The sequence below is a fragment of the Niveispirillum sp. SYP-B3756 genome, from assembly GCF_009495745.1.
Lineage (GTDB): Bacteria > Pseudomonadota > Alphaproteobacteria > Azospirillales > Azospirillaceae > Niveispirillum.
In genome coordinates this window covers 1-24,523 of record NZ_WIDQ01000028.1, presented here as the reverse complement: position 1 = coordinate 24,523, position 24,523 = coordinate 1, and the positions used below count along the sequence as shown (strand labels likewise).

Below are 24,523 nucleotides of genomic sequence, written 5' to 3'. Positions count from 1 at the left end.
CCGCGCTTCAACGCGTTCCCGAAGATCTTCTGAATACGCCTTGCCCATGATCCACCTCCGATAAAGATGAATCACATCCAGACCAAAAAGGGAATCCTTCGATTCCGCTTTCTCGCGCGATGCTCTAACCTGTAGCTTCCTGTGCGTCGTGACGAAACAGGTGCTCATGAAGATCGGTGAACTGGCCAAGCGTTCGGGACTTTCGGCCCATACCATCCGCTATTACGAGCGGATCGGGCTGCTTCCCTACGCCGACCGGAACCAATCGAGCCAACGGGACTATGACGCATCCATACTGATCTGGATCGAATTTCTCGGGCGTCTGAAAACGACCGGGATGCCGATCCGGGACATGCTGCGCTATGCGGCCTTGCGGGAACGCGGTGTCGGCACGGAAGCCGAACGCTGCGACCTGCTGGAGCAGCATCGTGCACACGTTCGCGCCCATGTCGCCGATCTCCAAGCCTGTCTTCTCGTCCTCGACACCAAGATCGCCGGATATGCCGGCAATCAACAGAGGATAACAGACTATGACACAACACCCCCCGAACGGCGCAGAAAGCCGGTTGCAACGCGGGCAGCGCGCGCTCGCTGAAATCGATGGCGAGGCTGGGGCCAAGGTTATCGCCGCGTTGGCCGACATCGCTCCCGATTTCGCCACCTACCTGTTCGAGTTTCCCTTCGGCGATATCTACAGCCGCCCCGGTCTCGATTTCAGGGCACGAGAAATTGCCACCATTGCGGCGCTGACGGCGCTGGGTAACGCCGCGCCGCAACTGAAGGTCCATATCGAAGCCGGATTGAATGTCGGCCTTTCTCGCGAGGAGATCACCGAAGTCATCATACAGATGGCCGTCTATGCGGGGTTTCCGGCGGCGCTCAACGGCCTGTTCGCGGCCAAGGAAGTCTTCTCTCACCGGACGGATGAGATGGACTTGCCCTGGCAAAGTGGAGAGCCATCATCCTAAAATTTGGGATTGATGGAGGTTTTGAAGGTTCGAGTAAAGCCGGGCAAGACCACGGCCTCGTTGACGATCCTAAGCGCCTTTTCGATCCCCAATTTTACCGTCAAATCCGATACCGTCAATTAATGAGAATAATCGTTATAAAACAGCGTACTAAGTTGGTTTTCCGTGGGCTGCTTCCGTTTTCGGCCTGACGGCAGGGCAAAAATCCGGCGGCCGGCGAAAAACGCACACCGTCAGAGCCTACCGCTTCAAGGCGATAGGCTCTGACGATGATCGATTAACTTTTTGTTTGATTTCAGCTAGTTATGAGGATGTGGCGATAGTTCGCGAAGCGCCGCGAACCACATCACTTCATTCCCACTCAATTGTCCAAAACCCGGCTAGAGCATTGATATAGAAGTGTTTTTCCTTGCGAGGGGTGCCGGATGCCGACCCTCGGGCCGTCAAAATCATACGGTGTTGATTTTAAAGAGAAATCAGCACGAAAAATTATTTTTGCGGTTTCGATATCTATCGGCACCAATCGACCGTCTGAGCCGAATATTCTGGTCCGCATTATCTCGCCGCCGACCTCGAAAAGTACCGTCACAGACGATTTTAACAGACTGGCACTCGAAAATCGAGACCGCTTCGGAGTTGACCGGCAGCTATCGAGCTTACTTCTTGAATGTCAGAAAAAGACATGCTATTTTCTGACGCATGAAGACGATTGCCGCCTCTGTTCCCGACCGGGTCATGAAGCGTGTCCGCGCCAGCGGACGCGGTAGCGTCTTTACGCCCAGCGATTTCCTGACCGTCGCCGTCCGCTCTTCCGTCGACCAGGCTCTCTCCCGACTGGTGAAGGGCGGCCAGCTTCGTCGCCTTGCGCGCGGGCTGTACGATTATCCCAAGCTGCATCCGAAGCTTGGCCCCCTTTCGCCGGCTCCCGATGATGTCGCGCAGGCGCTCGCCCGCGAGACCGGCTCGCAGGTGCAGATTGCCGGCGCGCGGGCAGCCAACGCGCTCGGCCTTTCAACGCAGGTCCCCGCTCAGAGCATCTATCTGACCGATGGCCCGTCGAGACGCGTCGTGCTGGGAAAGCGTGTCGTCGATCTTCGCCACGCCTCGCCTAAGCATCTGATCGCTCCGGGCAGCCCTGCCGGTACGGTGGTTCAGGCGCTTCGCCATGTGGGACCTGTGCGGGCCGCCGACGTCGCGCAGATCGCGGCGCGCAGGCTCTCAGCCAACGACAAGAAGACGCTGGCCTCCACCGCCATTCAGGCGCCCGCCTGGATGCGTCCGACACTCGTCTCGATCGCAAACGCAGCGGCGGCGAATATCGATGGATAAGGTCGCCCTACTTCCCACCGACGATCGCGCTGCACTTTTCGGGGAAACCGGCGCCCGTCGAGGCGTCGCCGACACCATCATCGAAAAGGACTTCTGGGTCTGCTGGAGCCTGAGGCGCCTTTTCGGCCTGCCCAAGGGTGCAACAGCGTCCCTGGTCTTCAAGGGCGGTACGTCGCTTTCCAAAGCGTTCGACGCCATCCGCCGTTTCTCGGAAGACATCGATCTTTCTTTTGATCGGGCCGAACTCGGATACACCGGCGACCGCGATCCCGAGAAAGACGGGATCTCTAGGAAACAAGCTGCGCGGCTGATCGAAGATCTGGTTGGCGACGTCGAGCGTCACATCGCGGAGAAGCTGCTCCCGGCGCTCCGCGCCGCGATCGTAGAACAGCTCGGCGAGCCGACCAACGGCGAGTGGACGTTAGAGATCGATGCCGGCGACGCCCAGACGGTCAACTTTCATTATCCGACGGCGCTGCCCGTTAACGAATATGAAGGCATGGCCTACATCACCCCACGCGTGAAGCTCGAACTCGGCGCGCGGGGCGATCCCTGGCCGACTGAAGAGAAAGTCATCCGCCCCTATGCGGCCGACGACTATCCCGACTTTTTCGCCGAACCCGACACCAGCGTGACCGTGCTGTCAGCTCGGCGCACCTTCTGGGAGAAGGCGACCGCGCTCCACGCGGAGGCGCATCGCTCTGCAGAATCCCCGACGCCGCAATATTTCTCGCGGCACTATTACGACCTCTCCATGCTCCTCGACACGGACGAGGGGCGAGCAGCTGTTGCCGATCTCGATCTGCTGGCGCAGGTCGCACAACACAAAACCACCTTCTTCCGCTCGGGCTGGGCAAGCTATGAAACGGCTCGACCAGGCACGCTCCGGCTGATGCCGGACGAGGCGCGGGTTAAAGACTTACGGGCCGATTATCGGGCGATGGCGCCGATGATGTTTGACCAGACACCGCCGTCATTCGACGACATACTTGCAAAAATTGCCGCGCTTCAAGAAACGATCAACAGCTAACTCAAGGCTGTTCGCTCGGGGGAAAGGTTATCAGTTCGATTCGATCCATAGATCTGCGCCTTATCGACGACCTCGTCGACTTCGTCCGAGGCCCCGGCTTCGTGCTGGATTTTTCCGATCCGAGCTTCTCGGACTTGTTCGTCTCCGAGCTCAAGGTCAACATCGACGATCCGAAATACGCGGTAAACGGCGCCTCAAAGGGCAAACGCCTGCGCTATTTCTTGCAGACCTGTGACGACGCGACCGCTGTCCGCGCCCTGACGGCGCTCTGGGAGCATCGCAGCGAATATCTTGCCCGCTCCGGCGCCACCGACCCCGTCGCCAATGCCGAGACGCGCTACCAGGGACTGATCAACCGCCTCTCTGGCGGCGCCCCTCCGAAACCGGCACAATCCGCATCTAAGCTCGTCGTCGATCGTCAGAAGATAGCGACCATCAAGTCTGAGCTGCTGCGGGTCTCCTCGCTGACCGCCCAGGCACGCGGCTTCGCCTTCGAAGGTTTCCTCAAGGGCTTGTTCGACGCATTCGGTCTTGACGCACAGGAGCCGTTTCGGCTGCGCGGCGAGCAGATTGACGGCAGCTTTCAGCTCGCTAGCGAAACGTATCTGGTGGAAGCCAAATGGCATGGTCAACCAATCGGGGTCGCGGACCTGCACGTCTTCCATGGCAAGATCGAGCAGAAAGCAGCTTGGACGCGCGGTCTGTTCGTGAGCAATAGCGGCTTTTCCGAAGACGGCATCGTCGCCTTCGGCCGAGGCAAGCGCGTCATCTGCATGGACGGCCTCGACCTCTACGAGATGCTCGACCGAGAGATACCTCTCAACCAGGTTCTGGAACGCAAAGTGCGCAGGGCAGCCGAAACCGGCATGCCCTTCCTTCGTGTTCGCGACCTCTTCCCGAGCTGAGGGGGCGGGGCATGGTGCAATTCAACGATTGGTGCGACTTCGCCGACACGCCCGTGGGCAATCACCACATGCGCGTCATGACGGGCCGACCGGCGAACTCGGCAACTGGCGTTCAGGTAACGGCCACGGCCGTGCCCGCTCACTACGCCGCTGAAGAACGAATCGCGAGAGCGCTGGCACGATTGGGCAAAACCGGGGCGGCAAAGATGATCACCGACCTCCTGCCGCAAACTCCTCAGATACGGTCGGGTGATCTCGGCGAGATTTACGCTACCGAATGGATCAACGCGCACAGCGGCTATCGCGCGCCCATCAAACGGCTACGTTGGGGAGATCACCGCGACATGGCGATGCGCGGCGATGACGTCATCGGGATGATCCTCGACCCGGCGACACAACGCCTTCGCTTCCTGAAAACGGAAGCGAAAAGCCGCGCCGCCCTTCGCGCCAAGACACTTGAAGAGGCGCGTACAGGCCTCGACAAGGATGGCGGCCTGCCATCGTCGCACTCTCTATCCTACATCTCGGCCAGACTGATGGAGCTGGGCACGGATATGCCGCTCGTCGACGCGATCGACGATGCGCTTTATCGGCACGGCATTCCACCCGAGAGCGTAAAGCATCTCCTCTTCACCTTCTCAGGAAACTCGCCGCAGGCACTGCTGACGCAGGCTCTGCAGGCCTATCCCGGTCCGATTGGACAATGGGGCATCGGCCTACACGTAGACGGCCATGCCGCCTTCGTCGGGGCCGTCTACGCTCAGGTCATCGCCGATGCCAACCAACCCTGAAGCGATCATAGCCGCCATCACGGACGCGGCGACGGCGGGCTTTCGAGGCAGACTTATCGCGCGGGGCCAAGCGCGCGCCATGATCTGGCGTGACGGTGTTTTACCTCCTGACGCCCCCGCCTTCTCACCCCAGCTCAGCTTCGATCTCCATAGTTATGCCTATGGCTTGCTTGGGCTGGGGCTGCGCCTCCTCGAACTTGGCGGCGATCCAAACCAGGCACGTATCGCATTCGAGCAGGCGGCGACCGCGCTCGAGGCGGTTATGGCCAAAGGCAATCGTGCCGAGGCGGATCGCGACTTCCATTTCGTCATGGCAGCCGCAAGCTATCACCTCGCGCATCTATCAGCTCGCGCCTATTCACTCCTTGCGGTCGTCGCGGCCGAGGAGAATTTTTCCCCGATCGAGCAGGCACTCGCGCTGTTGATGCGCCGAGACATCACCGCGCTGAGGGCACGAGTATACGCCTTCCGTCTGGACGGCCGAGGCTCGGACGCAACCATTGCCGCGCTCTTTCAGCAGCGCCTCGCGGAGCCAGCCGCCGATGCAGAGGATCGTGATGGCCAGGACTTCCTCTTCGAGGGGCTGGATCTGGCGCTGACGGACACCTTTTACGGCGCCTTCGCGATGTTCCTTCTCGCACTGGACCGAGGCGAGCGTTCGCTTCTTGACAGAGCGATCGGCCAACTTCGCGAAAGTCTCGACATCTGCGCGGAATTGAACCTTCTGCCGCAATGGTGGGTGCATCGAGTCGCCATCCATCTGCTTTCCGATCTCTGGTCGAACACCTTCCACGAAAAGGTTCCGCTGCTCCCTGCCGGCGGCGCTGCAGCTTCATGGCCGAGTCTTCGCGAACTCTTCATCGCCTTGCTCGCTCGCCGCCCGAGGGCCGAGATAGACCTCTGGCCGTCGCAGACTGCGGCGGCGGCGCGCGCCGTCGATCAGACCGACAATCTCGTCGTCTCGCTGCCGACCAGCGCCGGCAAGACCCGCATCGCCGAATTGTCCATTCTGAGATGCTTGTCCGACGGACGGCGGGTCATGTTCGTGACCCCGCTTCGCGCCCTGTCTGCGCAGACGGAAACCACGCTCCAGCGCACGTTCGGGCCGCTCGGCAAGACCATCTCCGCCCTCTATGGCAGCATTGGCGTGTCCGGCTTCGACGAGGATGCCATCCGCGAGCGTGACATCGTCGTCGCGACCCCCGAAAAGCTCGACTTCGCCTTGAGGAACGACCCGTCGCTGCTCGACGATGTCGGCCTGCTGGTGTTCGACGAAGGCCATATGATCGGGCCCGGCGAGCGCGAAGTTCGATACGAAGTTCAGATTCAGCGCCTCCTGCGTCGCCCGGACGCCGATCAGCGCCGCATCGTCTGCCTGTCGGCGATTCTTCCCGACGGCGATCAAATGGAGGACTTCTCGGCGTGGCTGCGCCGCGATCAGCCCGGCGGCCCCATCAAGCACGACTGGCGTCCGACGCGCCTGCGCTTCGGTGAAGTGACCTGGAACTCGCCGACGGCGCGCCTTAGTCTTCGCGTCGGCGAGGAAAGGCCCTTCGTGCCCCGGTTCCTCACCGGCGCGGCGCCACCGCTGTTCGTGCCGCCGAAGAGACTTCGCACCAAGCTCTTCCCGGATAACCAGCAGGAATTGACCCTTGCCACCGCCTGGCGCCTCGTAGGCGACGGCCAGACCGTTCTGATCTACTGCCCAGAACGGCGCAGTGTCGAACCATTTGCCAAGGTCATCGTCGACTTGCACTCGCGCGGCGCGCTCGCATCCCTGCTCACGGTCGACCCGGCCACGCTGCAGACCGCCATCGCGCTCGGTGAAGAATGGCTCGGCCCGCACAGCGACATCCTGAAATGCCTGCGACTTGGCGTGGCGCTTCATCATGGGGCTTTGCCGACCGCCTATCGCAAGGAGGTCGAGCGTCTCCTGCGTGACGGCGTACTCAAGGTCACGATCTCATCGCCGACCCTGGCGCAGGGCCTCAATCTGTCGGCGACCGCCGTCGTCATGCACTCGCTCTACCGGCACGGCGAGAAGATCAAGGTCTCCGAATTCAAGAACGTCATCGGCCGCGCCGGCCGGGCCTACGTCGATGTCGAAGGCCTTGTCCTCTATCCCATCTTTGAGGACGCCAAGAACAAGAAGCACGGCGAATGGGTCGAGCTGATCGAAGATCTCGGCGCCCGCGAGATGGAAAGCGGGCTCATCCAACTCATCTGGTCTTTGCTCAACCGCATGCACGCGCGTCTTGGCGGCAACCTCGACCAGTTGATCGACTACGTCGTCAACAACGCCGCGGCGTGGACCTTCCCCGAGGTCGCCGGCGAGAAGGTCGAAAAGCGCGAGCGGGCGCTGAAAGAGTGGGAGCGTCATATGGCGACGCTCGACACCGCCATTCTCAGTCTCATCGGCGAGGCTGACGTCCCAGATGACCAGATCGAGGCCGCGCTCGACAATATCCTGCAATCTTCGCTCTGGCAGCGTCGCCTGCTCCGCATGAACGACGCAGTGCGGGCGGCATATCGCACCACGCTGCTCACCCGGAGCAGCTTCATATGGGCAAACTCGACCGCCGCTAGACGACGCGGCTACTTTTTGGCCGGTCTCGGCCTCGAAGCCGGGCACGCGCTGGACGCAATTGCACCCGAGGCAAACGATCTTCTCATACAGGCCAACGCGGCCCTCGCGACGGCGGACCATGAGGCGGCAATCGCTGCGATCACCGGCATCGCCGAGCGCGTGTTCGCCTTCTACCCGTTTGAGCCGGACCCATTTCCGGGGAATTGGCGCGCCATCCTCAGATGTTGGCTGCTCGGGCAGCCGCTGGCCGCGATCGTCGCCGGCCAGGAAGCCGAGGCGTTGCAGTTTATCGAAGGCGGCCTGGTTTATCGCCTGCCTTGGGCCATGGAGGCCTTGCGCGTCCGCGCCGCTGCCAATGGCGATGTCGTCGGCATGTTCGAACTGGCGTTGGATGACTATGAACTCGGCTTGGCTGTGCCGGCGGTCGAAACGGGGACGATGAACCGCTCCGCCTCGATCCTGATCCAAGCGGGTTTCAATTCGCGACTGGCGGCCATCAAAGCCGTTACCGACACAGCCGCAACCTTCACGACTGGCGCGGAATTACGCGCCTGGCTGCGCTCGCCCGGCCTCGCGGTCTGGTCGGCGCAACCCAACTGGCCGACGGCCGAGACGCGGGCCATATGGCTCGAATTCATTCAGGAGTTCGCGCCATCGGACAACCGGACCTGGGCGCGGCGAGATTATCTCGGAAACGTTCAGTGGTTCGCCGCACCGGCGCCTCCCGGAACGCCAGTCAGCCTCTTTCATAGGAACGGACAGCCACTGGTGCTGGCGCCCGATGGGCGCGCGATCGGCCAGCTACAGCATCCGCTCAACCCGAATGCCCGCGGTCTCGTGCGAGCGAGCGTAGCTCAGAACGTGGCCCATCTCGACCTGAGCTATCTCGGCCCCGATGATTTGTGGACGGCCTAGAAGATGACGAAGGCGCCCACATATTTCGGCCTATGGGGGGCCGTTCCCGTCGATGGCGACGTGCGGCCGTTCACCCTCATCAATCCCTCGGGCGGCAATATAAACCGCAACAATCGCCGGCATCACTTCATCTCAGCCGTCTATATGGACGGCTTTGCTGCCGAAGACGGCCGGGTTCAGGTCTATCTTTGCGAAACACCCGAAAATCCCCTTCCGATGAAACCGCGGGCGATCGGCTTCGAGCGAGACTATTATTCCCAGAAGCTCCCCGAGGGAGGTCAGGAAAACCACCGTTTCGAGGACTTTTGGAACACCATTGAAACCGTGTGGCCGGAGACGATCAGGGCACTGCAGGCACGCCGATTGTCACCCGCCATTTCCTTCAATGTCCTCGGCATGCAGACGATCATGCGTGCCCGCGTCCCGGCCACGCGCGACCGACATGCCTTGATGATGGAAGCCAAGCTCCGGAGCCAACACAAGGTCGCCGAAGAGATCGGCGCGCTTCCACCGGAAATGGAGCGCTACGCCGGTCAGTTCGACACCGTGCCCATCGGCATCAACCCCCACGAAACGCTGTTGGCGATGCAGGAGGAGTTCAAGGATTTCGGCGATCTCTGCTTCCGGCTCGGCTTTGAGGTGCTGCACAACAAGACGAGCACGCCTTTTTTAGCCTCGGACAATCCCGTCTGCAGCTACGATCCACGCCAAACGCTCCATGCGCGGACGCCTTACCAGCACTCAGGCGACGTCGAGCTGATCTTCCCAGTTTCCGCGCACATGCTCGTGCGCGGCTCCAGCAAGCGCGGACCGGTGAACGTGGTATCGCGTCATCGCGACATATCCGACAGCCGGAAGGTGCGGCAGCTCAATCGGACGATTGCGCAGTTTTCCTATCGCATGACGATCGCGCGTGATCGGTCGAGCGACGAGCTGATACGGGCCCATGCCGCGCTCGTGCCTACCATCACCACGGAAGTGCGCCGACAGGACAAGGAAATCCAAATCATCGTCCGGAATGTTTTCGGTCCGCGCCCGGTGCTGTCGCAGTTTATTGACACGCCTGAGAAGGCGGCACGCCTTGAGGCAAAAATGGCGGCCGCTTCTACCGAACAAACCGAACTCCCGATCGTGACCGAGACGCCCAGCCAGACTCAGCGGGAGGTTTGATCAGATGCCACCACCGCGAGCCCCTTTCTCCGCACTCCACGACATCAAGCTGCGCCGCCACGCCGACGCTAGCTAGAAACGCCCGAAAGCCGCTGCTTATGAAGACGCCGATATCTGTCACCTTCGACACGAACACCTACAGCACCATCGCCAATCCGCAGATCGGCAAGCTCCTTGAAAAGTGGCGGCCGCTCAGCAGGGATCGGTTGCTGTCGAAGAAGCGCCGTGTAGCATGGTGGTACATTCAACGCTGCATCCGGAAAGGCCGGATCCGCGCCGGCATTCCCGAAGCGGCGTTCGCCGCGGAAAGCCTGCAGAACACCGATCGCGTGGATCTGTTGCTCGTCGTCGGCAAAAAGGCGCCGCGACCCAACATCCCTCCAATCCGGCTGGACATCATCCGCCTTGCGCTCGCGACCGGCTTTCGCGTGATGCACGGGCCGCGCATCGGCTACGGCGCGCTTCCGGATTTCGATCAAGGCGACTGGGCCGTCGATGAGCTTTACGCGATCGGTGAGCGCCAAGACCGGATGAGCGCCTTCATCCGCCACTTCAATGAATATCCGCTGCGTGCCTTGCAGAATTTCGGGACGCAGCTCTCGCAAGCGCACGGGCTTGCGGCCCTCAATCAGCGCTACGCCCAGGCTGCCGCGCTGAACAACATCACGCTCGATCGCTATCTCTGGCGCAACGGCATCGGAGCTGAAGCGGTCGTACCGCGTATTCACGCGACTCGCGACGCCTTCTTGAAGGCGTTGCGGAAGTTGATGGCCGATTGGGCAGATTTCGACATTGCCGCAACGCACTATGCCTACGGCTACGACCTTCTCTGCACGGAAGACCAGGGCAAGCTGGTCTCCAATTCGATCTTTGGGGGGCAGCACGCGACCGATGTCCAGGGCGTGTTCAATGTGCAACCGGTCACGGTCATGGACCTTGCTGCCATCTGCTGGAAACGGTTCGGCTTTCCCGTGCGGAGATGGCAATCGTGATGACGCCGGTCGAGCAGCTTCCACGGATTTTCCAAGTTAACCTGTCGCGCTTCTTCGACCGGGTGATCTGGCCCGGTATGGACGCGCTGACCGCTCATCCAACCCTTGCGACCGGCGAGGCGCAATCGCTAGAGCAGTTTCTCGACCGCGCCGCAGCGCAGGTCGACAACTACACGGCAAATGAGGCCGCCAAGTCCTTCGTTCTCACAATGGCCGCCATTTTCGAACGCCAGCTCAGCATCTGGGCGCGTGCGAAGAGGCCTGATGATGCGCCGATGCTGCGCGGCTTCAAAGAGCAACTGCTGGCCTGCGCTGGGATTGCCGAGGTCGACCTCGGCAGCGACAACGTTGGGCCTGACCTTCTTGAGATGTTCATCGTCGCCAATGTCGTCCGCCATGGCGAGGGGCCTGCCTGCGAGAAACTCCGGGCGATCGCACCCGCTCTTTGGTCCAACGAGGCAGGCGACTATCTCGATTTGCTTCCCGGACCCACGCTGCCGAGCGAGCATCTGAGACTGAGACCTGCCGATCTCATCCGCTATGTCCGGGCTGGCACGCGCTTCTGGGGCCGGTGCGATCCTCTTCCTGGGGCTGTCACCGAGCCACCCCACTGATCCGTGTCAGGCCTGCAGAGCGATCGACGGCCTCAGAAGCCCGCGCACTCCATATGGCTACTGGACAGCGCAACGTCCTCAATGGCCGCTGCACGCTGAAATCCAGTCCCACGATAATCCGGCCGTTCGCAACGGGGAGTGCCTTCCCCTGCGGCCGAGCCGTGATCTCGGCCGACCCCTTCTGCGGGGACACCCCGCAACGCCCCCATAGAGTGAGAGTGCGGATCGGCTCCGACCGGACGAGCCTCTACGACGATATCACCAGCAAGATCATCTCTGAGCTGGAGGCCGGCCGCGTGCCCTGGGTCCAGCCCTGGGGGACGGCGGCGGCCAAGGCGCCACTCGCCATGCCGAGAAACGCCGTCACCGGCCGGCAATATTCGTCTATAGCCTTAATTTCCAGCATCACGCCCCGTCATAGCTGCGATCCATCAGAGGTTTAGCTTTGTCCAACGTGGCGACGTCAGTGATGATGATTTCAAGGTCGCCAGTGCCGAAGTGGCCGATATTGCGCACGTCGCGGGTAAAACCCGGCTCAAGTTGAATGGTCGCCGGATCGACCTTGACGAAAACTTTGAGGTGCCTGATCTGCGGCTTGACCTCGACGCACGCAAAGTTCTTCAGGCGGCGGAAGGCGACATAGTTGTCTAGGGTCTTCAGCTCGACATCATCGCCTAGCGCCAGCAGGTACGCCTTCGTTGCCTCGTAGAGATCGACAAGATCTTGGTCGGCATCCGCGAGGTACTGCGTAACAGTCTTCTGGCGCGACCGAGGTCGCATCGCCGCAGGCTCGCCTTGGGCGTCAACGCTGGCGGAGATTTCGCGCGCGGGCCGCTCCGATGCCGAGGTCAGCAGTTCGAACAGCAACAGTTCGTCACCAAAGCGGCGATAGCGAACCAGCGCGATGTTTCGGTTCATCTGGTTGACCGCATGAGCATCGTATTTTGTGAAATCACCCGCGATGCAGATCAGCCGGGGCGTCGTCCAATCGACGGCCTTCGCCTCTTCGGCGCCGAAGCGCTCCAGAACAAGCCATTCGAAATCACGGCGGTGATCCATCAGCCAGTCGAGGTAGAATAAGCCTTGGTTGATGACGTTCTCATTGCTGGCCCGTTTGTACTCGACGATCACTGGCGAACCATTCTCGTCTATGCCCAGCGAATCCATGCGTCCGCCGTTCGTCGTCGGAAACTCCGATGCAAGAAACCGCACACCGAGGAACGCTTCCATGTTGCGTTCAATAAGGGTCTGCAACGACTTCTCCAGCGCGACCGCGCTGCCGCGAAGCTCTGTGACCGAAGCACTGTCCGTGCGAAAGAGTTTTATATCGCTCATACAAAAATCACCAAATGAACTGGTGCCCCATTCTATCAAGTCTTCTTAGGCGATCCTCGTAGTCCGGCATGATCGTTTCCAACGATCGCCAAAATCGCCGTGAATGATTGTGCTCAAGAACGTGACAAGCCTCGTGTGCAATAACGTAGTCGACCAGCGGCATCGGAGCCATCACCAAGCGCCAGTTGAGGCGGATGCGCCCCCGTGAATCGCAGCTTCCCCAGCGTTTGGACTGGTCAACGACATTGATGGTCGGTGTTGGAATGCCAAGCGTCTCTGCGATCATTCGCGCGCGGGCAGGAAAATGCTGGATCGCATGCGCTCGGTACCAGTGCCTGAGCCCGCTGCGGACAGCGGCGCGGTGAATGGATTCATGGCCATTCGGCAGCACCGGCGCGACAAGGGTGGAACCTCTCGCAGTAATCCGGGTCGTGACGGCGGTTTCGTCGGGAATGAGCTTCAGGCGATATTGGCGGCCGAGGTAGTGAAAGGTCTCGCCACTCACAAATTCCTTGGCGACCGGCTGCCCCCCAAGTTCGCGGTACGCCGCCTGTTTGCGAAGCAGCCAAGCGCCTTTCTTGCGAACGATGCCGAGGACGCGGTCATCGTCTAAGTCCGACGGCGCGAGGACGCGCACTCCGTCGAAGCCAACAGATATCGCCACGGTTTTCCGGCGCGCCGTCCGCTCGATTAGGAACGCAAACGTTTCGCCGCCAAAAACGATGGAATGCTGAGCCGCGTCCGTCATCCCGCATACCTCGCGCGGGCGACATCCATGATCTTTGCCGTCGTGGCTTCAACCTTGTGCGCATCCAATCCCAAGCTGCGCAATTGCTCCTTAATGGATCGGCGCATCTGTCGCTGGACGTCCTCCTTTTGATGCCAGTCGACAACTTCAGCATACTCCTCAAGTGCCTTGGTAATACCGGCAGCGCTCCGAGAGCGCTCGGGGTCTGGTAGGTCAGCGTCAATGAAGGGCAGGATTGCGGCAGCCGTTCCGGTAAGGCCGTCGCTTCTGCCCGCCGCGCCCGAGCGAATATCTGCGGCTTGCCCGACCATTGCTTCAAGCTGGGTCAAGGCGCTGGCAGCGGACACGCGAGCTTCCCGCCTGTCGTTGACGATCCGCTCCAACTGTTCCCAAAGCGAGGCGTAAGCCGTGGGGTTCTCGTCGCGGTGGACGTGGATCTCCTGGCGAATGGCGTGCTCGATCTCGGCAGCCTTGGCAGCGCTCGACCTGAGGCTTTCCAGATGCGGACGGAACGCGGGGTCGAGAATATCGAACTTCACCAGCAGCTGTTCGACACCCGTCACCGAGAGGTGGCTGGTGATAATCTCGCCCACCTTCGCGCCGTAGTCTTTCGGGTCAAATGGCTCCTCGTGATAGGCGCGGCGGGCGAGAACGCGAATGCGCGATAGCCACTTCAGGTCGGACGGATAGGGTTCTTCCAATGCCTTGGGATCAGGCAAGACCATGTCCATGGCTTCGGCAAAACGCAGGAAGTCGAGCTCGAATTTGGCGCGGACGTCGTCAGGGCGCAGCAGTTCAACGCACGCCAAATCGTCCTGACGGCTAAGACCTTCGAAGAGCCGAATGGCGGCCCGGTGCCGACTCTCCAGAAGTTGGATTTTCTCGGACAGCGGACGGAGCGCGCCGGCTATGCCATCCTCGTCGGAGAACATATCCAATGCGTCAGAAATGCGCCGATTGTCCCCCCAATAATCCACGACCAACCCGTAGGTCTTGCCATCGGCGGTGCGGTTCACGCGAGCAATCGCCTGCAAAAGCGTGTGCTCTCGCAGAGGGGCATCGAGATACAGAACTTGCTCTACCGGCGCGTCAAAACCGGTGAGCAGCATATCGCACACGACCAAGATTTTCAGCGGATCGTCACGCTTCTTGAACCGGCCAATCATGGTGTCGCGGTCGCGCTTGGACAGGTGATGGGCTTGCAGCCGGGCGCTGTCATTGTTCGAAGCGGACATGATGAGCGCGCATTCGGGCGCGCCAAGCTGCCTCAAGGCTTCGACATAGGTCACGGCGACGTCGCGGCTGACCGTCACGATCTGCGCTTTGAAACCGTTTGGCTCAATGGTGCTTCGATAGTGCACAAGGATATCTTTGGCGATGGCCTCAACGCGAACTTGAGCTCCGGCCAGCTTCTCCTGAAGCCGCATGCCGCGCTTCAGCTTCTCAATCTCTTCGTTCGACAGTTCAGGGAACGTGGCCCGAATATCCCGTTCGAGATCGCGGCCGTCGATCCGTAGTTGCGCGTCGCGCATCTCGTAATAGATCGGGACGGTCGCTCCATCCTTCACAGCCTGGTCGATCAGGTAGCGGTGCAGATAATCGCCGAAAACCTCACGGGTGCTGCGGTCCTTTTTGTCGATGGGCGTGCCGGTGAAGGCGATCATGCAGGCATTGGGCAGTCCTGCGCGCATCCGAGCGGCAAGCGCGCCATATTGCGTCCGGTGCGCTTCATCGACCATGACGAAGACGTTCCGCGCTTTGGAAATGATCGACGAGCGTTTCGGCACGGCGCTGTGAAACTTGTGGACGGTGGTCAGAACCGTAGTTCCAGCGCCGCCCGACAGAGCGTTGCGCAGCGCGTCTCCGCTTTCGGCCTGGATGGGGTTAGCAAATCCTGAACGCTGGAATTGTCCAGTGATCTGGTCATCAAGGTCGGTTCTATCCGTAACGATGACAATCGTCGGATTTTCAGCCTCGGGAAGGCGGCGCAGCTTGGTCGCCAGAAACACCATCGTCAGCGATTTACCAGAGCCTTGGGTGTGGTGGATGACCCCGCCACGGCGTTGTGGATTGGGTGCGGTCCGGATGCGCTCAATCGCCTTTCCGACGGCAACGAACTGCTGATAGCGCGCCAGCTTCTTGATGCGCCGCCCGTCAATGGTTTCGAACATGACGAAGTTGCGGATGAGATCGAGCAGATTGGCCGGCGCGAGAAGCCCAGCGAGCAAAATGTCTTGCCCGGTTGGCGTTCGGCCCAATTGCGCCGCAAGCGCGTCGAGCGTGAGTGGATATGGATCTTTCCACTCAGCCCATTGCCGCGCAGGCGTCAGCGTCGTGCCGTACTTCGCCACGTCGCGCGCCAATGCGATTGAAATCTGCGCTGTCTCGAACAGGCGCGGTGCGCCGAGCCCCACGAATTCGTCCCGGCTTTCGTAGCGCCGGAACTGACGGATCGCCTCGCCTATCGGGTCGGCCAGTGATGGCGATTTGCATTCGATCGCGGCGAGCGGGAGGCCGTTCACGTAAACGACGATATCGGGGATGATGTCCTGACGAGCCCCCCTGATGGCGACTTGGCGGGCGAACTCGAACGTATTGGCGGATGGATCGTCAAAGTCAAAAAATCGAACATTGCGGTCCTGTCGTCTGCCGCCTTCCGTGTGGGGGGCCGTCACGCCGTAGGTTAGAGCCGTATAGGCGCTCTCGTTGGCTTCCATGACATCGACAGCTGTAACGCGCGTGACAGCCGCAACAGCGCGGCGGACGCCGTCCTCGCCGAGCCACGGATTGAGGCGCTTCAGGCACTCTGTAAGGCGAACCGTCAAAACCGGCTCTGTTGCCAGACTATCGCGCAACCGTCGCACGTCGTCTGGAGACAACGGCTTATAGTCGAACAGCACTCGCAACAGGTCCGTCGCCGGCTCCTCCACCCATTCGCGTTCAAGCTGTTCACGGCTCTCATTCATGCAGCTTGTCCGGCTTTGTCACGATACCGCGCAATGATGCTTTCCGGGAGGCGTAGGCGGCCCGAAAGAAGTTCCTGAGCAAGTGCGCAACGTGTTGAAACAAGATGTTCTAGCGTTAGCCTTTCGGCCGACACGTGCGAGTAAATGCCCTCTATCAGCGTAACTAGCTCTTGCTGGATGTCGGTATTCGGCAGCGGCATACGGAATTCACGGATATCCGTCTGGTTTATCTTGTAGATCCCATTCGTGCTCTTCGAAGCCCGCCGAATTTGTGAGCGCATCAATGAGGTGTCCCACATCATTGCGAGGTATTCCGGGACGACCTTTTGGGGGTCTGCGCGAAGACGGATAACAAGGTCCGGAAATATGCATGGGAAGGGCGGCAGTTCGGCGTCCGTAACGCGGCACCCACTGCCGACAATATCACGGCTGCCACTCCCGCGAATGATCAGAAAGTCTCCTGCTTTCAATTGAAGCTCTGTTCCGGCTCTGTCGGAAACATCGGCAAATTTGACGTTATCGCGCCAAGCTAAGCGGCCTCCAGACACTGCACTCAGCTTCAGGACCCCAATGCCGGGTGGTTCGTCTTTGCAGACCGGAGAAAGGCCGCTTTTGGGGCTCTCCAATAGAACTGAACCAATATTGATCGAGCGGACTTCGTCCCCGAACTTGGAGATACAATCCGTCGCTATCGATACGGCGGCTTTTCGCAACTGGTCGATTAGCGCTTCCGTCTTATTAATAGCCTTCTCCACCGATCGCAAAACCTCGGCTATCGCGCGTTGCTCGTCGAGCGGGGGTAGCCCGAATTTGAAAGCGGACAGATCGCTGAACAGAATGGATTTTCTGCGGTTGACCCCACCATTGCTGTAGGGATCGAAACGACCGCCCAGCGCGAATCTTTTAAATTGCTGAAGCGCAATTTCATTGTCGATCTCTGCGGGGTTGACTTCGAAAACCGTGTACATCGGGCTCACTAGGCCCGCATCCTCGTTTTTCAGATAGTCAATAGAACCTTCGTCCAGATGGATAGTGGCGTAGGCAAATTGCCCACGCTTCACGACCTTATACTGACTGGTGTTTTCACTATGAACGGACTTTGAGAAGTACTCATTGGAGCGAACGAAGCCTCGATGCTTCGTCATACTCAAAACCGGAATATCAGCACTCACCCGATTCCTATTCGAAATTTCGCGGGCGATCTGGCCAATGCGGACCTGTCGCCAGCCCTTAGGCACGTTACCCGACATAACCCATCTCCTTAAGGAGGGCGTTCATGCGGGCAGCGGCTTCATCCCGCGCCTTCTCAGCGTCCCAGAGCTTGGCAAGTTCGGCCTGTACATCGATCGGCTTTTCGGGCTCAAGCGTGTCGATATAGCGGGAGATGTTGAGGTTGAAATCATTCTCCTCAATTTCCTTCATGTCGACGATGCGGCAGAAGCGGTCCTCATCTTTCCATGCGCGGAAGGCATCACGGATGTCCCTGATATCGCCTTCACCCAAGATGTTCTTTTTGGGCCGCTCCTCAAACTTCTTCGCGCCGTGGATGAACAGCACTTTGCCCTTGCGCTCGGGCGCTTTTGCCTTGTTGAGGATCAAAATAGTTGCGGGAATGCCGGTGCCTGCGAACAGGTTTTCCGGCAAGCCGATAATCGCCTCGAACAGATCGGCTTTCAGCATCGCCTCGCGAATGCGCCCGTCACCTGAGCCGCGGAACAGCACCCCATGCGGCATCACCACGCCGCAAACACCTTTAGCGTTGAGCGTGGCCACCATGTGCTGAACGAAGGCCAGATCGCCCATGTTCTTCGGGGGGATGCCGTAGATGAAGCGATTATGGCCTTTTTTCTCGGTGTCGCCTGACACGTCCTCCGCCCCCCAGCTATCCAGCGAAAAGGGCGGATTGGCGATCACGCGGTCATACAGGAAGAGGTTGCCGTCCTGATCGAGCAGGCGCGGATTGCGGATCGTATCGCCCTTTTCAATACGCGCATCGCGTAGCCCGTGCAGCAGCAGGTTCATCTTGGCGATGGCCCATGTGCCAAGGTTCTTTTCCTGCCCATGCAGTGTGATGTTGAGTGCTTCACCCAGTCTCTTGCCTTCAAGCTTCGCCACATGCTCCGCGACCTGAACCAGCATGCCGCCGGAGCCGCAGGTGGGATCGCTGATGCGCATGCCTGGCTTGGGGTCCAGCAACTCCACAATCAGCCGCACGACATGATGGGGGGTATAGAACTCGCCACCCTTCTTGCCTGCATCATCTGCGAATTTGTCGATCAGATATTCATAGGCGCGACCAAGCATGTCCGGCTCGGAAAGCGAGGCGTTCGACAGGTCGATGCGTGAGAAGTGGTCAATCAGACGCGACAAAACGCCTTCGCGGTTCTTGGCGTCGCCAAGGCGTGATTCGGAATTGAAGTCGATATTGGCCAGTACGCCTTCAATCGAGGGATTGGCGTCCTCAATCGCGGCGCATGCCTTGTTGAGGTGATCGCCAATGCCCGTCGTCAGCTTTTTGATCGACGACCAGCGCGCGCGTTCAACCAGAAAGAACTCATGCTCGTCCGGGTCGCTGTAGGCGACATCCTCCGGCAGACCCTGACGCATCGCCTCCTTGGCTTCTTCTTCGAAACGATCAGACAGCCGCTTCAGGAACAGAAAGCCAAAGATGTAGATCTTGTAATCTGAACTATCGATGGAGCCGCGCAGGATGTCGGCGGATTTCCAAAGATGATTTTCCAGTTCGGTGCGTGTAAGCTTGGCCATGTTTTCCTCAATTGTTCTGGTTGTCGCCAAACAGACGAGCGTCAATCAGACGCCGCGCGAGTGAGCGGCGGATTTCGGCAGCCTCCAGGGCGGTGCGGTAGGCGATTTGCGCGTCCTTAACGAGGGCGGCGATGCGCTCCTGTTCGTTCCGCGACGGCAGATTGATTTCGAGCTTGGCAAGGTCTTTTGGCGACAGGGACAGCAACGTCGTCGCCCCTCTCCGCAGAACCTCGATCTTTGGACGAAACACATCGCTGGACAGGATTGCAAACAGCGCGCCGCCCGCCACATCGGGGCCGGGTCGCACGACAATGATGTTTGCGCTGGCGATAGCCCCTACTGTCTCATCCCCCACAAGGCCGAATTTCAGGAGCGTACCGCGCCCCGTGACGAGCACGTCATCGACCTGCACCGCATAGGTCGCCGCTTTGGAGGGAGACGAAAAGCCTACTGTGTCCAGCGCTTCTCGCGCGGCTACAGCGCCATCTTGGAGATCACGTACGCCGATAACCGGCAGCCGTTCGCCAGGGCGAACCACCGTTTCCTCGCGCGACACGCCAACGCCCGCAAAGACCTCGGCAACATCCAGAAGGCGGGCGGCGGAGCGACCGAGGGCGACTGTTTTCACTCGTTTCATCATACGCGATTTATAGCCGTAGCGCACTACGCCGTCAAGAGAATATAAAACCGTAATTAGCTACGGCATAAAATTATGTGATTTGCTATTGACCGCCAAGCGAATCGCGCTCATATAGGAGACGTCAGGCTAGAGTCTGGCGTTGGAAACATAGGAGAAATGCATGGCATCACGGGCGAAGCCCAGTGGCCTCACAATTACGGAGCGCGATGCGGCGCTCATTCGCGGAATGATCAAGCGGGGCGACCGCCATCACGATATTGCAGCGTTCTTCGGCCTCAATCAGGGCCGGATCGCTGAAGTAAAGGATGGGACGCGGTTTCCTGAAGTTCCGCCGGTGAGTCCAGACGAACTTCCGCCGAGGGGGCCGTATCTCACCCCGAAGGCAACATGGACGGAAAACCGACTGGTCTCGTAAACCAGCCGATTTCCGAATACCTGGGCCGAAGCCCGCTAGGCATGCTTGAACACCATTACCCTAGCTGGCCCATCCTCAGAAATCAATGACCCGGCGCTTCGGACGGGTCTCATTTCCGGCCCAAGGAGGGCCAGCTACATGTTTGAAATCCTTCGCGCGAATGCAGGCGGCTACTTCTGGCGTCTTAAGGGTGCCAACGGCGAAACCCTGTGCCACTCCGAGGTCTACACCTCCAAGCAGTCCGCACAGGCGGGCGTCGATGCGGCGAAGAGGGTTGCCCCGCTCGCCCAGGTCCACGATCGGACCTAACCTATCAATCTTGAGTTTGAATGAGCCCCGTAGTGAACGCTGCGGGGCTCATTCTTCTGCACAGCCCTTCAAGCTGAATCTGATTGCCCGAAACGCGGCGGCTTCGCCCCCTGCAGCTGCTCACCCCTGAATTCTCACGACCCGCTTTCAAAAGCATCTCAGCGATCCGTCGCGGTTCGCAACGCCAGAACCCTTCAAATACTCATATTTGAATGATAATCGGCTATTGATTGTCATATATGACCTAAATACTGCGCGCTGTTTCCATCTCATCGCCGGCGAAAGCAGCCTCATAGTCACGCGCCAGCGCGCCAGAAACGCCAGCCTGTCTGAAGGCTTCCCGCCATCCGTCCGAAATGCGCTGCGCCGTGGTTCGGATGATCTCCCGTGCCTCGGCCTCGGCAATCTCGAAAAATTCGCAGGCTTCCAGTGCGAGGATGATCGACCGATCATGCGCCCCGCCCTCAAGGATTGCAGTCTCGAGATGCGGGTTGCGATCCGGCGCCGGATTCACGTCGAATACCGGCGACAAGCGCCACTGCCCCGCCCCCACATAGAGGAAGCCGTGGTTCTTCAGGTGATCGTCCTTGTTGGACACGAGGATCGTAAAGATCAGACGCCGATAGAGCTCGCGAAAGTCGGCCATGGGGTCGGATGAATAAGACCGCATGAAATCAACGATCCCAGTATAGGACCCCAGTTCCGCTCCTGTCTTGCCGAGCGCAGTGCGCGCGGAGATGTAGGGAATCCGCGCGGCCCCGCGTCGGTCGAACCGCTGGATCAGCGCGACTGGGAACGGCGTGTCGGCCAGTTCCAACCGTGTTTCGGGCGTGCGGATACCGCAGGCCGCCGCCAAGCGCAGCGTCGCGACCTCCACGCGCTCGATAGGTTGTTGATCGTGGACCGAGGTGAACTTCGCCAGCCACAGTGCATCGCCGTCCCTGACGTTGGCTTTGGGGCGAGCGCCGCCGGAGCCGCCGGCGCCGGCCAGCGCCTGCATTTCCTCAGGCGAGATTTCCTTGCCCTGCTCATAGGCCCGCGCGATCGCTGTGATGGTTTCGAGATCGACCAGACGCGGGACGGCGTCCGCTGCCTTGCCGCGAATGACCTCGCCTTTATCATCCAGAAAGCGCAACGCGCCTTGCCGGCAGGTATCGTCGGAAAGAGTCAGATACTCGAATTCGTTGAGACCATTGCCATAGGCGCGTTCGAGCAGCCTTCGTCCCCAACTGTCCGGAGCCGCATCGGCGAAAACGCCCGCCAATGCGTCGCGCATATTACCAGGCTGCCCCGAGGTGTGAAATGGGCCGGCCTCGAGAGGGAAATCGGGCTGTATGGCGAAGGCGCGCGGATTCTCGATCCACTCGGCGCCATAGGCGAAGGTCGAGAATTGACGCGGCCCGGCATGGGTGAAACGCAACTGGCCCACCGATGTTCGGCTTTCGCCAAGCGCGACATGAGCGACGAAATCGGCCATCAGAAGGAAGCCCCGTCAGGGTCCACAACGTCCTGCCGATCCTGCGTCTCCTCCGTCTGAGCCTTCTGCTTTTTCAGCCTTGCCGCGAAGGAGCGGCCCCTGCGCGGTCCGTGCTCCGCTGCCAGCGCCAGCCCCAGATCGTCCTTGCGGATATCGACCAGGTCAGCGAGCCGCTCCAGAAGGCCCAGCACAACGAGAACGTCGGCAAGCGTTCCGATGGCAACGCCCGGATCACCCCGTTCAAGGCGGGCGATTGAACTTGGCGAGGTTCCCGCACGCACGGCGAGATCCGCCACGGCAATACCACGCCGCAGCCGTGCGTTGCGAATATCCTGGCCCAGCCGTTCCAGTGCTGGCTTCGCCTTGGGAGAACCCATCTTATTTATCCATATATGATGCAAAACATCTATAAACCTATCATATATGACTAATTAGATCTAAGATCAAGAATTCTAGTCCGCGCCCGCTCGGTCCACCATCACCTCGTTTTGGCAATCTGCGATAGGCGGGGCGCGAAATGAGGAGCCGATATTCTCGATCTCCTTAGCCATTGGCGGTCAGTGCCTCGAGATAGGGCCGAATGACCGTGGCGACCGTTCCTCGCTCGGCCTGGCTGGCAATCTCGCTTGGCGTCGTCTTGCGCTGACGCAGCGCTTCCTGCAGGCCTTCGATCGCCACCGACAGGCCAATCTTGTTCCGATATCGGAAGCAATCGGCGATCGTCTTTGCGACGCCGAAAACCTTCACGGGCACCCTCTCGACAGGGTGGGTCTCAACCCCCTCCGTCAGGAGACGATCTGTGAAACGCACCAGCCGAATGGGCGTGCCTTCGGGTTTCGGGGACCAGTCCTTCTGACCCACGGCGAGCCAAACTTTCCTTGGCATCTGATCCGTCAGCCCGTGGAACGCCAGGGCAGAAACGAGGCAAACGACGCCCCTGGGAACCCGTTTGGCCGTCTCTGCGAGACTGTGGTGAACGTCGAGAGGTGCATCAGAAAGTTGATAAAGTCCGCGCGCGAGCCGAAGCACCTCGCCGTCGCGTTCCATGCGGCTCAGGGTGGCGGCTGTTACGCCCGCCTCGCGCAGCTCTGCAAGACGCGAAATTCCGCGCGCGGTCAGCACAGTATGGGCAATCTGGCGTTGGGACATGGACGACACGATACGGAAACTCGGAACAAAGGACTTACTGTCCGAGGATTTATATCATTTCCGCGTGGCGAGGAAAGGTGCCAGGTAGAAGAGGCTGCCGCTCTACGAAACGCGTTCGCCTCAAACGGACCCCTGAGCCAACAGCGACGACGGCTCACCGGGTCACCTTGTACATCCGCACCGGGAGGGGAAAGCCTTCCCCTGCGTCCGAGCCTTTGGTCTCGACCGACCCCTTCTGCGGGGCGGCTGCCCCGCAACGCCCCGCTGAGAGTGAGAGAGTGGACTTGTTTCCCGTGACGGGTTGAAGGTCGGAGAAGAGGTCTCTGACGCCCGTCATGGAGATTGGTCCCATGAATATGCAGGTCCTCGATGCGCGCCGTGACACCAGCGGCGGTTACAAGGTCGATGTCGGCCGTGGCGAGCGGGTCGGCCGCGTCTCGTCTGAGTGGTTCTCGCGTCCGGCCGACGAGCGCTACCTTTCCTTGTCCGAGTTGGCCCACACGGTCCGCGACCGCACCGAACGCAGCCGGACGCGGGTGGTGGAGAGCGCGCTTATCCATGTCGAGGCGAACCGCAACGACCCGGAGCGGTTGGCCCTGATCCTGCCGGGCACGGATGCGCCAATCGCGCCGACGCACTGGTCCTTCGGACAACTCGCCAGCCTGGTCGGAGCGCCCGCCGCCTATTTGCGGCAGCTCCCCGCCGCCCTTGCTGGCATCAACCTGCAATACGGCCTGACCTCCAATCGGGCCGAACAGATCAAGACGCTCGAAACCGATACTGGCCGTGTCGAGCTGCGCGCCGTCACTGGCCCGGACTATGGCCGCATCTACGATCACGAACTGGTAGAGGCGGTGCAGCGCATCGCCGGCAACGGCACAGGCGACACACGCTGGAAGGTCCCGGGCGTGCTCGACTGGTCGACCGGGATCTACAATCCGCGCGTCGACATCACCAAGGATACGACCACGCTCTACGCCTCTGATCGCGACGTCTTCCTGTTCCTGGTCGACGACCTGAATCCGATCGAGGCCGGCCGACTGCCGGACGGCGCCCCCGATCTCTATTTCCGGGGCTTCTATTGCTGGAATTCCGAGGTCGGCGCTAAGACGCTCGGCATGGCGAGCTTCTATCTGCGCGCGGTCTGCCAGAATCGCAATTTGTGGGGGGTGGAGGCTTTCGAGGAAATCACCATCCGCCACAGCAAATATGCCGCCAATCGCTTCGCGCACGAGGCGGCCCCGGCGCTGCTGAACTTCGCAAACTCCTCGCCCCTGCCGTTCGTCAACGTGGACTTGCCCTGGCAAAGTGGAGAGCCATTTTCTCGCCGTCAGGCGGCGGCCTCGAACAGGATAGGGCTTTTGTAGCCCAAGGCCGAGTGTCGCCGTATGGGATTATAGAACCCGTCGATGAATGT

20 protein-coding genes and 2 pseudogenes are annotated in these 24,523 nt (G+C 60.3%); 13 read left to right on the top strand and 9 right to left on the bottom strand.

Annotated elements, in window-relative coordinates; all coding sequences use genetic code 11:
- Nucleotides 1-166 precede the first annotated feature (166 nt).
- From GE253_RS24830 to GE253_RS26710, 11 genes and pseudogenes are all read left to right on the top strand, one after another.
- On the top strand, nt 167-595 hold the full coding sequence (locus GE253_RS24830; RefSeq protein WP_153206849.1) for a MerR family transcriptional regulator: 429 nt from the start codon (nt 167-169) through the stop codon (nt 593-595).
- A complete protein-coding gene (locus GE253_RS24825; protein ID WP_247878862.1) occupies nt 567-968 on the top strand; it encodes a carboxymuconolactone decarboxylase family protein in 402 nt (133 codons plus the stop codon). Before GE253_RS24830 ends, GE253_RS24825 begins: the two co-directional genes overlap by 29 nt.
- A 699-nt stretch (nt 969-1,667) precedes the next feature.
- Nucleotides 1,668-2,297: a DUF6088 family protein gene (locus GE253_RS24820; protein ID WP_211101589.1), complete on the top strand. Its 630-nt coding sequence runs from the start codon at nt 1,668-1,670 to the stop codon at nt 2,295-2,297.
- Nucleotides 2,290-3,327, top strand: a complete 1,038-nt coding sequence (locus tag GE253_RS24815) for a nucleotidyl transferase AbiEii/AbiGii toxin family protein (protein WP_153206844.1) — start codon at nt 2,290-2,292, stop codon at nt 3,325-3,327. The genes GE253_RS24820 and GE253_RS24815 overlap by 8 nt, the downstream gene beginning before the upstream one ends.
- 101 nt (nt 3,328-3,428) lie before the next feature.
- Nucleotides 3,429-4,232, top strand: a complete 804-nt coding sequence (locus GE253_RS24810) for a restriction endonuclease (protein ID WP_211101588.1) — start codon at nt 3,429-3,431, stop codon at nt 4,230-4,232.
- Nucleotides 4,233-4,243: 11 nt separating this feature from the next.
- Nucleotides 4,244-5,023 carry a Hachiman antiphage defense system protein HamA gene (locus GE253_RS24805; RefSeq protein ID WP_153206843.1) on the top strand — a complete coding sequence of 260 codons (780 nt, stop codon included), beginning with the start codon at nt 4,244-4,246 and terminating at the stop codon, nt 5,021-5,023.
- Entirely contained in the window at nt 5,007-8,525 is a 3,519-nt protein-coding gene (locus tag GE253_RS24800; RefSeq protein WP_153206842.1) for a DEAD/DEAH box helicase, read from the top strand. The genes GE253_RS24805 and GE253_RS24800 overlap by 17 nt, the downstream gene beginning before the upstream one ends.
- Nucleotides 8,526-8,528: 3 nt before the next feature.
- Nucleotides 8,529-9,695 (top strand): DUF4238 domain-containing protein, encoded by a 1,167-nt coding sequence (locus GE253_RS24795; RefSeq protein ID WP_153206841.1) that lies wholly within the window; start codon nt 8,529-8,531, stop codon nt 9,693-9,695.
- Nucleotides 9,696-9,793: 98 nt separating this feature from the next.
- Nucleotides 9,794-10,687, top strand: coding sequence for a hypothetical protein (locus GE253_RS24790; protein ID WP_153206840.1), 894 nt, complete (start codon nt 9,794-9,796; stop codon nt 10,685-10,687).
- The gene (locus GE253_RS24785; protein ID WP_211101587.1) at nt 10,684-11,301 is read left to right on the top strand and encodes a hypothetical protein; all 618 of its coding nucleotides are present in this window, start codon (nt 10,684-10,686) and stop codon (nt 11,299-11,301) included. Before GE253_RS24790 ends, GE253_RS24785 begins: the two co-directional genes overlap by 4 nt.
- Before the next feature lie 212 nt (nt 11,302-11,513).
- Nucleotides 11,514-11,684 (top strand): annotated as a pseudogene (locus tag GE253_RS26710) (ArdC-like ssDNA-binding domain-containing protein); the annotation flags it as partial.
- A 22-nt stretch (nt 11,685-11,706) separates the two neighbouring features.
- Here the strand turns inward: GE253_RS26710 and GE253_RS24775 are convergent.
- The 6 genes from GE253_RS24775 to GE253_RS24750 are packed head-to-tail and all read right to left on the bottom strand — an operon-like array spanning nt 11,707 to nt 19,744.
- Entirely contained in the window at nt 11,707-12,636 is a 930-nt protein-coding gene (locus GE253_RS24775; protein ID WP_048648538.1) for a DUF5655 domain-containing protein, read from the bottom strand.
- Between the two features lie 7 nt (nt 12,637-12,643).
- Complete coding sequence (locus GE253_RS24770) at nt 12,644-13,384, bottom strand: SprT family zinc-dependent metalloprotease (protein ID WP_153206839.1); 741 nt, start codon at nt 13,382-13,384, stop codon at nt 12,644-12,646.
- Nucleotides 13,381-16,350: a type I restriction endonuclease subunit R gene (locus GE253_RS24765; RefSeq protein ID WP_153206838.1), complete on the bottom strand. Its 2,970-nt coding sequence runs from the start codon at nt 16,348-16,350 to the stop codon at nt 13,381-13,383. The genes GE253_RS24770 and GE253_RS24765 overlap by 4 nt, the downstream gene beginning before the upstream one ends.
- Nucleotides 16,347-17,600: a restriction endonuclease subunit S gene (locus GE253_RS24760; protein WP_153206837.1), complete on the bottom strand. Its 1,254-nt coding sequence runs from the start codon at nt 17,598-17,600 to the stop codon at nt 16,347-16,349. The genes GE253_RS24765 and GE253_RS24760 overlap by 4 nt, the downstream gene beginning before the upstream one ends.
- Nucleotides 17,590-19,116: a class I SAM-dependent DNA methyltransferase gene (locus GE253_RS24755; RefSeq protein WP_153206836.1), complete on the bottom strand. Its 1,527-nt coding sequence runs from the start codon at nt 19,114-19,116 to the stop codon at nt 17,590-17,592. The genes GE253_RS24760 and GE253_RS24755 overlap by 11 nt, the downstream gene beginning before the upstream one ends.
- 7 nt (nt 19,117-19,123) lie before the next feature.
- Nucleotides 19,124-19,744 carry a restriction endonuclease subunit S gene (locus GE253_RS24750; RefSeq protein ID WP_211101586.1) on the bottom strand — a complete coding sequence of 207 codons (621 nt, stop codon included), beginning with the start codon at nt 19,742-19,744 and terminating at the stop codon, nt 19,124-19,126.
- Between the two features lie 565 nt (nt 19,745-20,309).
- Here GE253_RS24750 and GE253_RS24740 point away from each other — a divergent pair.
- A complete protein-coding gene (locus tag GE253_RS24740; protein ID WP_082143912.1) occupies nt 20,310-20,480 on the top strand; it encodes a YegP family protein in 171 nt (56 codons plus the stop codon).
- 244 nt (nt 20,481-20,724) lie between these two features.
- Here the strand turns inward: GE253_RS24740 and GE253_RS24735 are convergent, their stop codons facing one another.
- From GE253_RS24735 to GE253_RS24725, 3 genes are all read right to left on the bottom strand, one after another.
- Nucleotides 20,725-21,957: a type II toxin-antitoxin system HipA family toxin gene (locus tag GE253_RS24735; RefSeq protein ID WP_153206833.1), complete on the bottom strand. Its 1,233-nt coding sequence runs from the start codon at nt 21,955-21,957 to the stop codon at nt 20,725-20,727.
- Nucleotides 21,957-22,334 (bottom strand): helix-turn-helix transcriptional regulator, encoded by a 378-nt coding sequence (locus tag GE253_RS24730; RefSeq protein ID WP_048648545.1) that lies wholly within the window; start codon nt 22,332-22,334, stop codon nt 21,957-21,959. The genes GE253_RS24735 and GE253_RS24730 overlap by 1 nt, the downstream gene beginning before the upstream one ends.
- A gap of 166 nt (nt 22,335-22,500) precedes the next feature.
- Complete coding sequence (locus tag GE253_RS24725) at nt 22,501-23,106, bottom strand: type IV toxin-antitoxin system AbiEi family antitoxin domain-containing protein (RefSeq protein WP_153206832.1); 606 nt, start codon at nt 23,104-23,106, stop codon at nt 22,501-22,503.
- A 350-nt stretch (nt 23,107-23,456) separates the two neighbouring features.
- On the opposite strand from GE253_RS24725, the pseudogene GE253_RS24720 reads away from it, so the two are divergent.
- Nucleotides 23,457-24,392, top strand: a pseudogene (locus tag GE253_RS24720) (DUF932 domain-containing protein); the annotation flags it as partial.
- Nucleotides 24,393-24,523: the final 131 nt, after the last annotated feature.

Coding starts and splice junctions, on each gene's coding strand:
- GE253_RS24800 (WP_153206842.1), top strand. CDS start 5,007: ATGCCAACCAACCCTGAAGCGATCATAGCCGCCATCACGGACGCGGCG.
- GE253_RS24765 (WP_153206838.1), bottom strand. CDS start 16,350: ATGAATGAGAGCCGTGAACAGCTTGAACGCGAATGGGTGGAGGAGCCG.
- GE253_RS24805 (WP_153206843.1), top strand. CDS start 4,244: ATGGTGCAATTCAACGATTGGTGCGACTTCGCCGACACGCCCGTGGGC.
- GE253_RS24820 (WP_211101589.1), top strand. CDS start 1,668: ATGAAGACGATTGCCGCCTCTGTTCCCGACCGGGTCATGAAGCGTGTC.
- GE253_RS24790 (WP_153206840.1), top strand. CDS start 9,794: ATGAAGACGCCGATATCTGTCACCTTCGACACGAACACCTACAGCACC.
- GE253_RS24730 (WP_048648545.1), bottom strand. CDS start 22,334: ATGGGTTCTCCCAAGGCGAAGCCAGCACTGGAACGGCTGGGCCAGGAT.
- GE253_RS24740 (WP_082143912.1), top strand. CDS start 20,310: ATGTTTGAAATCCTTCGCGCGAATGCAGGCGGCTACTTCTGGCGTCTT.
- GE253_RS24760 (WP_153206837.1), bottom strand. CDS start 17,600: ATGTCGGGTAACGTGCCTAAGGGCTGGCGACAGGTCCGCATTGGCCAG.
- GE253_RS24755 (WP_153206836.1), bottom strand. CDS start 19,116: ATGGCCAAGCTTACACGCACCGAACTGGAAAATCATCTTTGGAAATCC.
- GE253_RS24770 (WP_153206839.1), bottom strand. CDS start 13,384: ATGACGGACGCGGCTCAGCATTCCATCGTTTTTGGCGGCGAAACGTTT.
- GE253_RS24775 (WP_048648538.1), bottom strand. CDS start 12,636: ATGAGCGATATAAAACTCTTTCGCACGGACAGTGCTTCGGTCACAGAG.
- GE253_RS24795 (WP_153206841.1), top strand. CDS start 8,529: ATGACGAAGGCGCCCACATATTTCGGCCTATGGGGGGCCGTTCCCGTC.
- GE253_RS24725 (WP_153206832.1), bottom strand. CDS start 23,106: ATGTCCCAACGCCAGATTGCCCATACTGTGCTGACCGCGCGCGGAATT.
- GE253_RS24815 (WP_153206844.1), top strand. CDS start 2,290: ATGGATAAGGTCGCCCTACTTCCCACCGACGATCGCGCTGCACTTTTC.
- GE253_RS24735 (WP_153206833.1), bottom strand. CDS start 21,957: ATGGCCGATTTCGTCGCTCATGTCGCGCTTGGCGAAAGCCGAACATCG.
- GE253_RS24830 (WP_153206849.1), top strand. CDS start 167: ATGAAGATCGGTGAACTGGCCAAGCGTTCGGGACTTTCGGCCCATACC.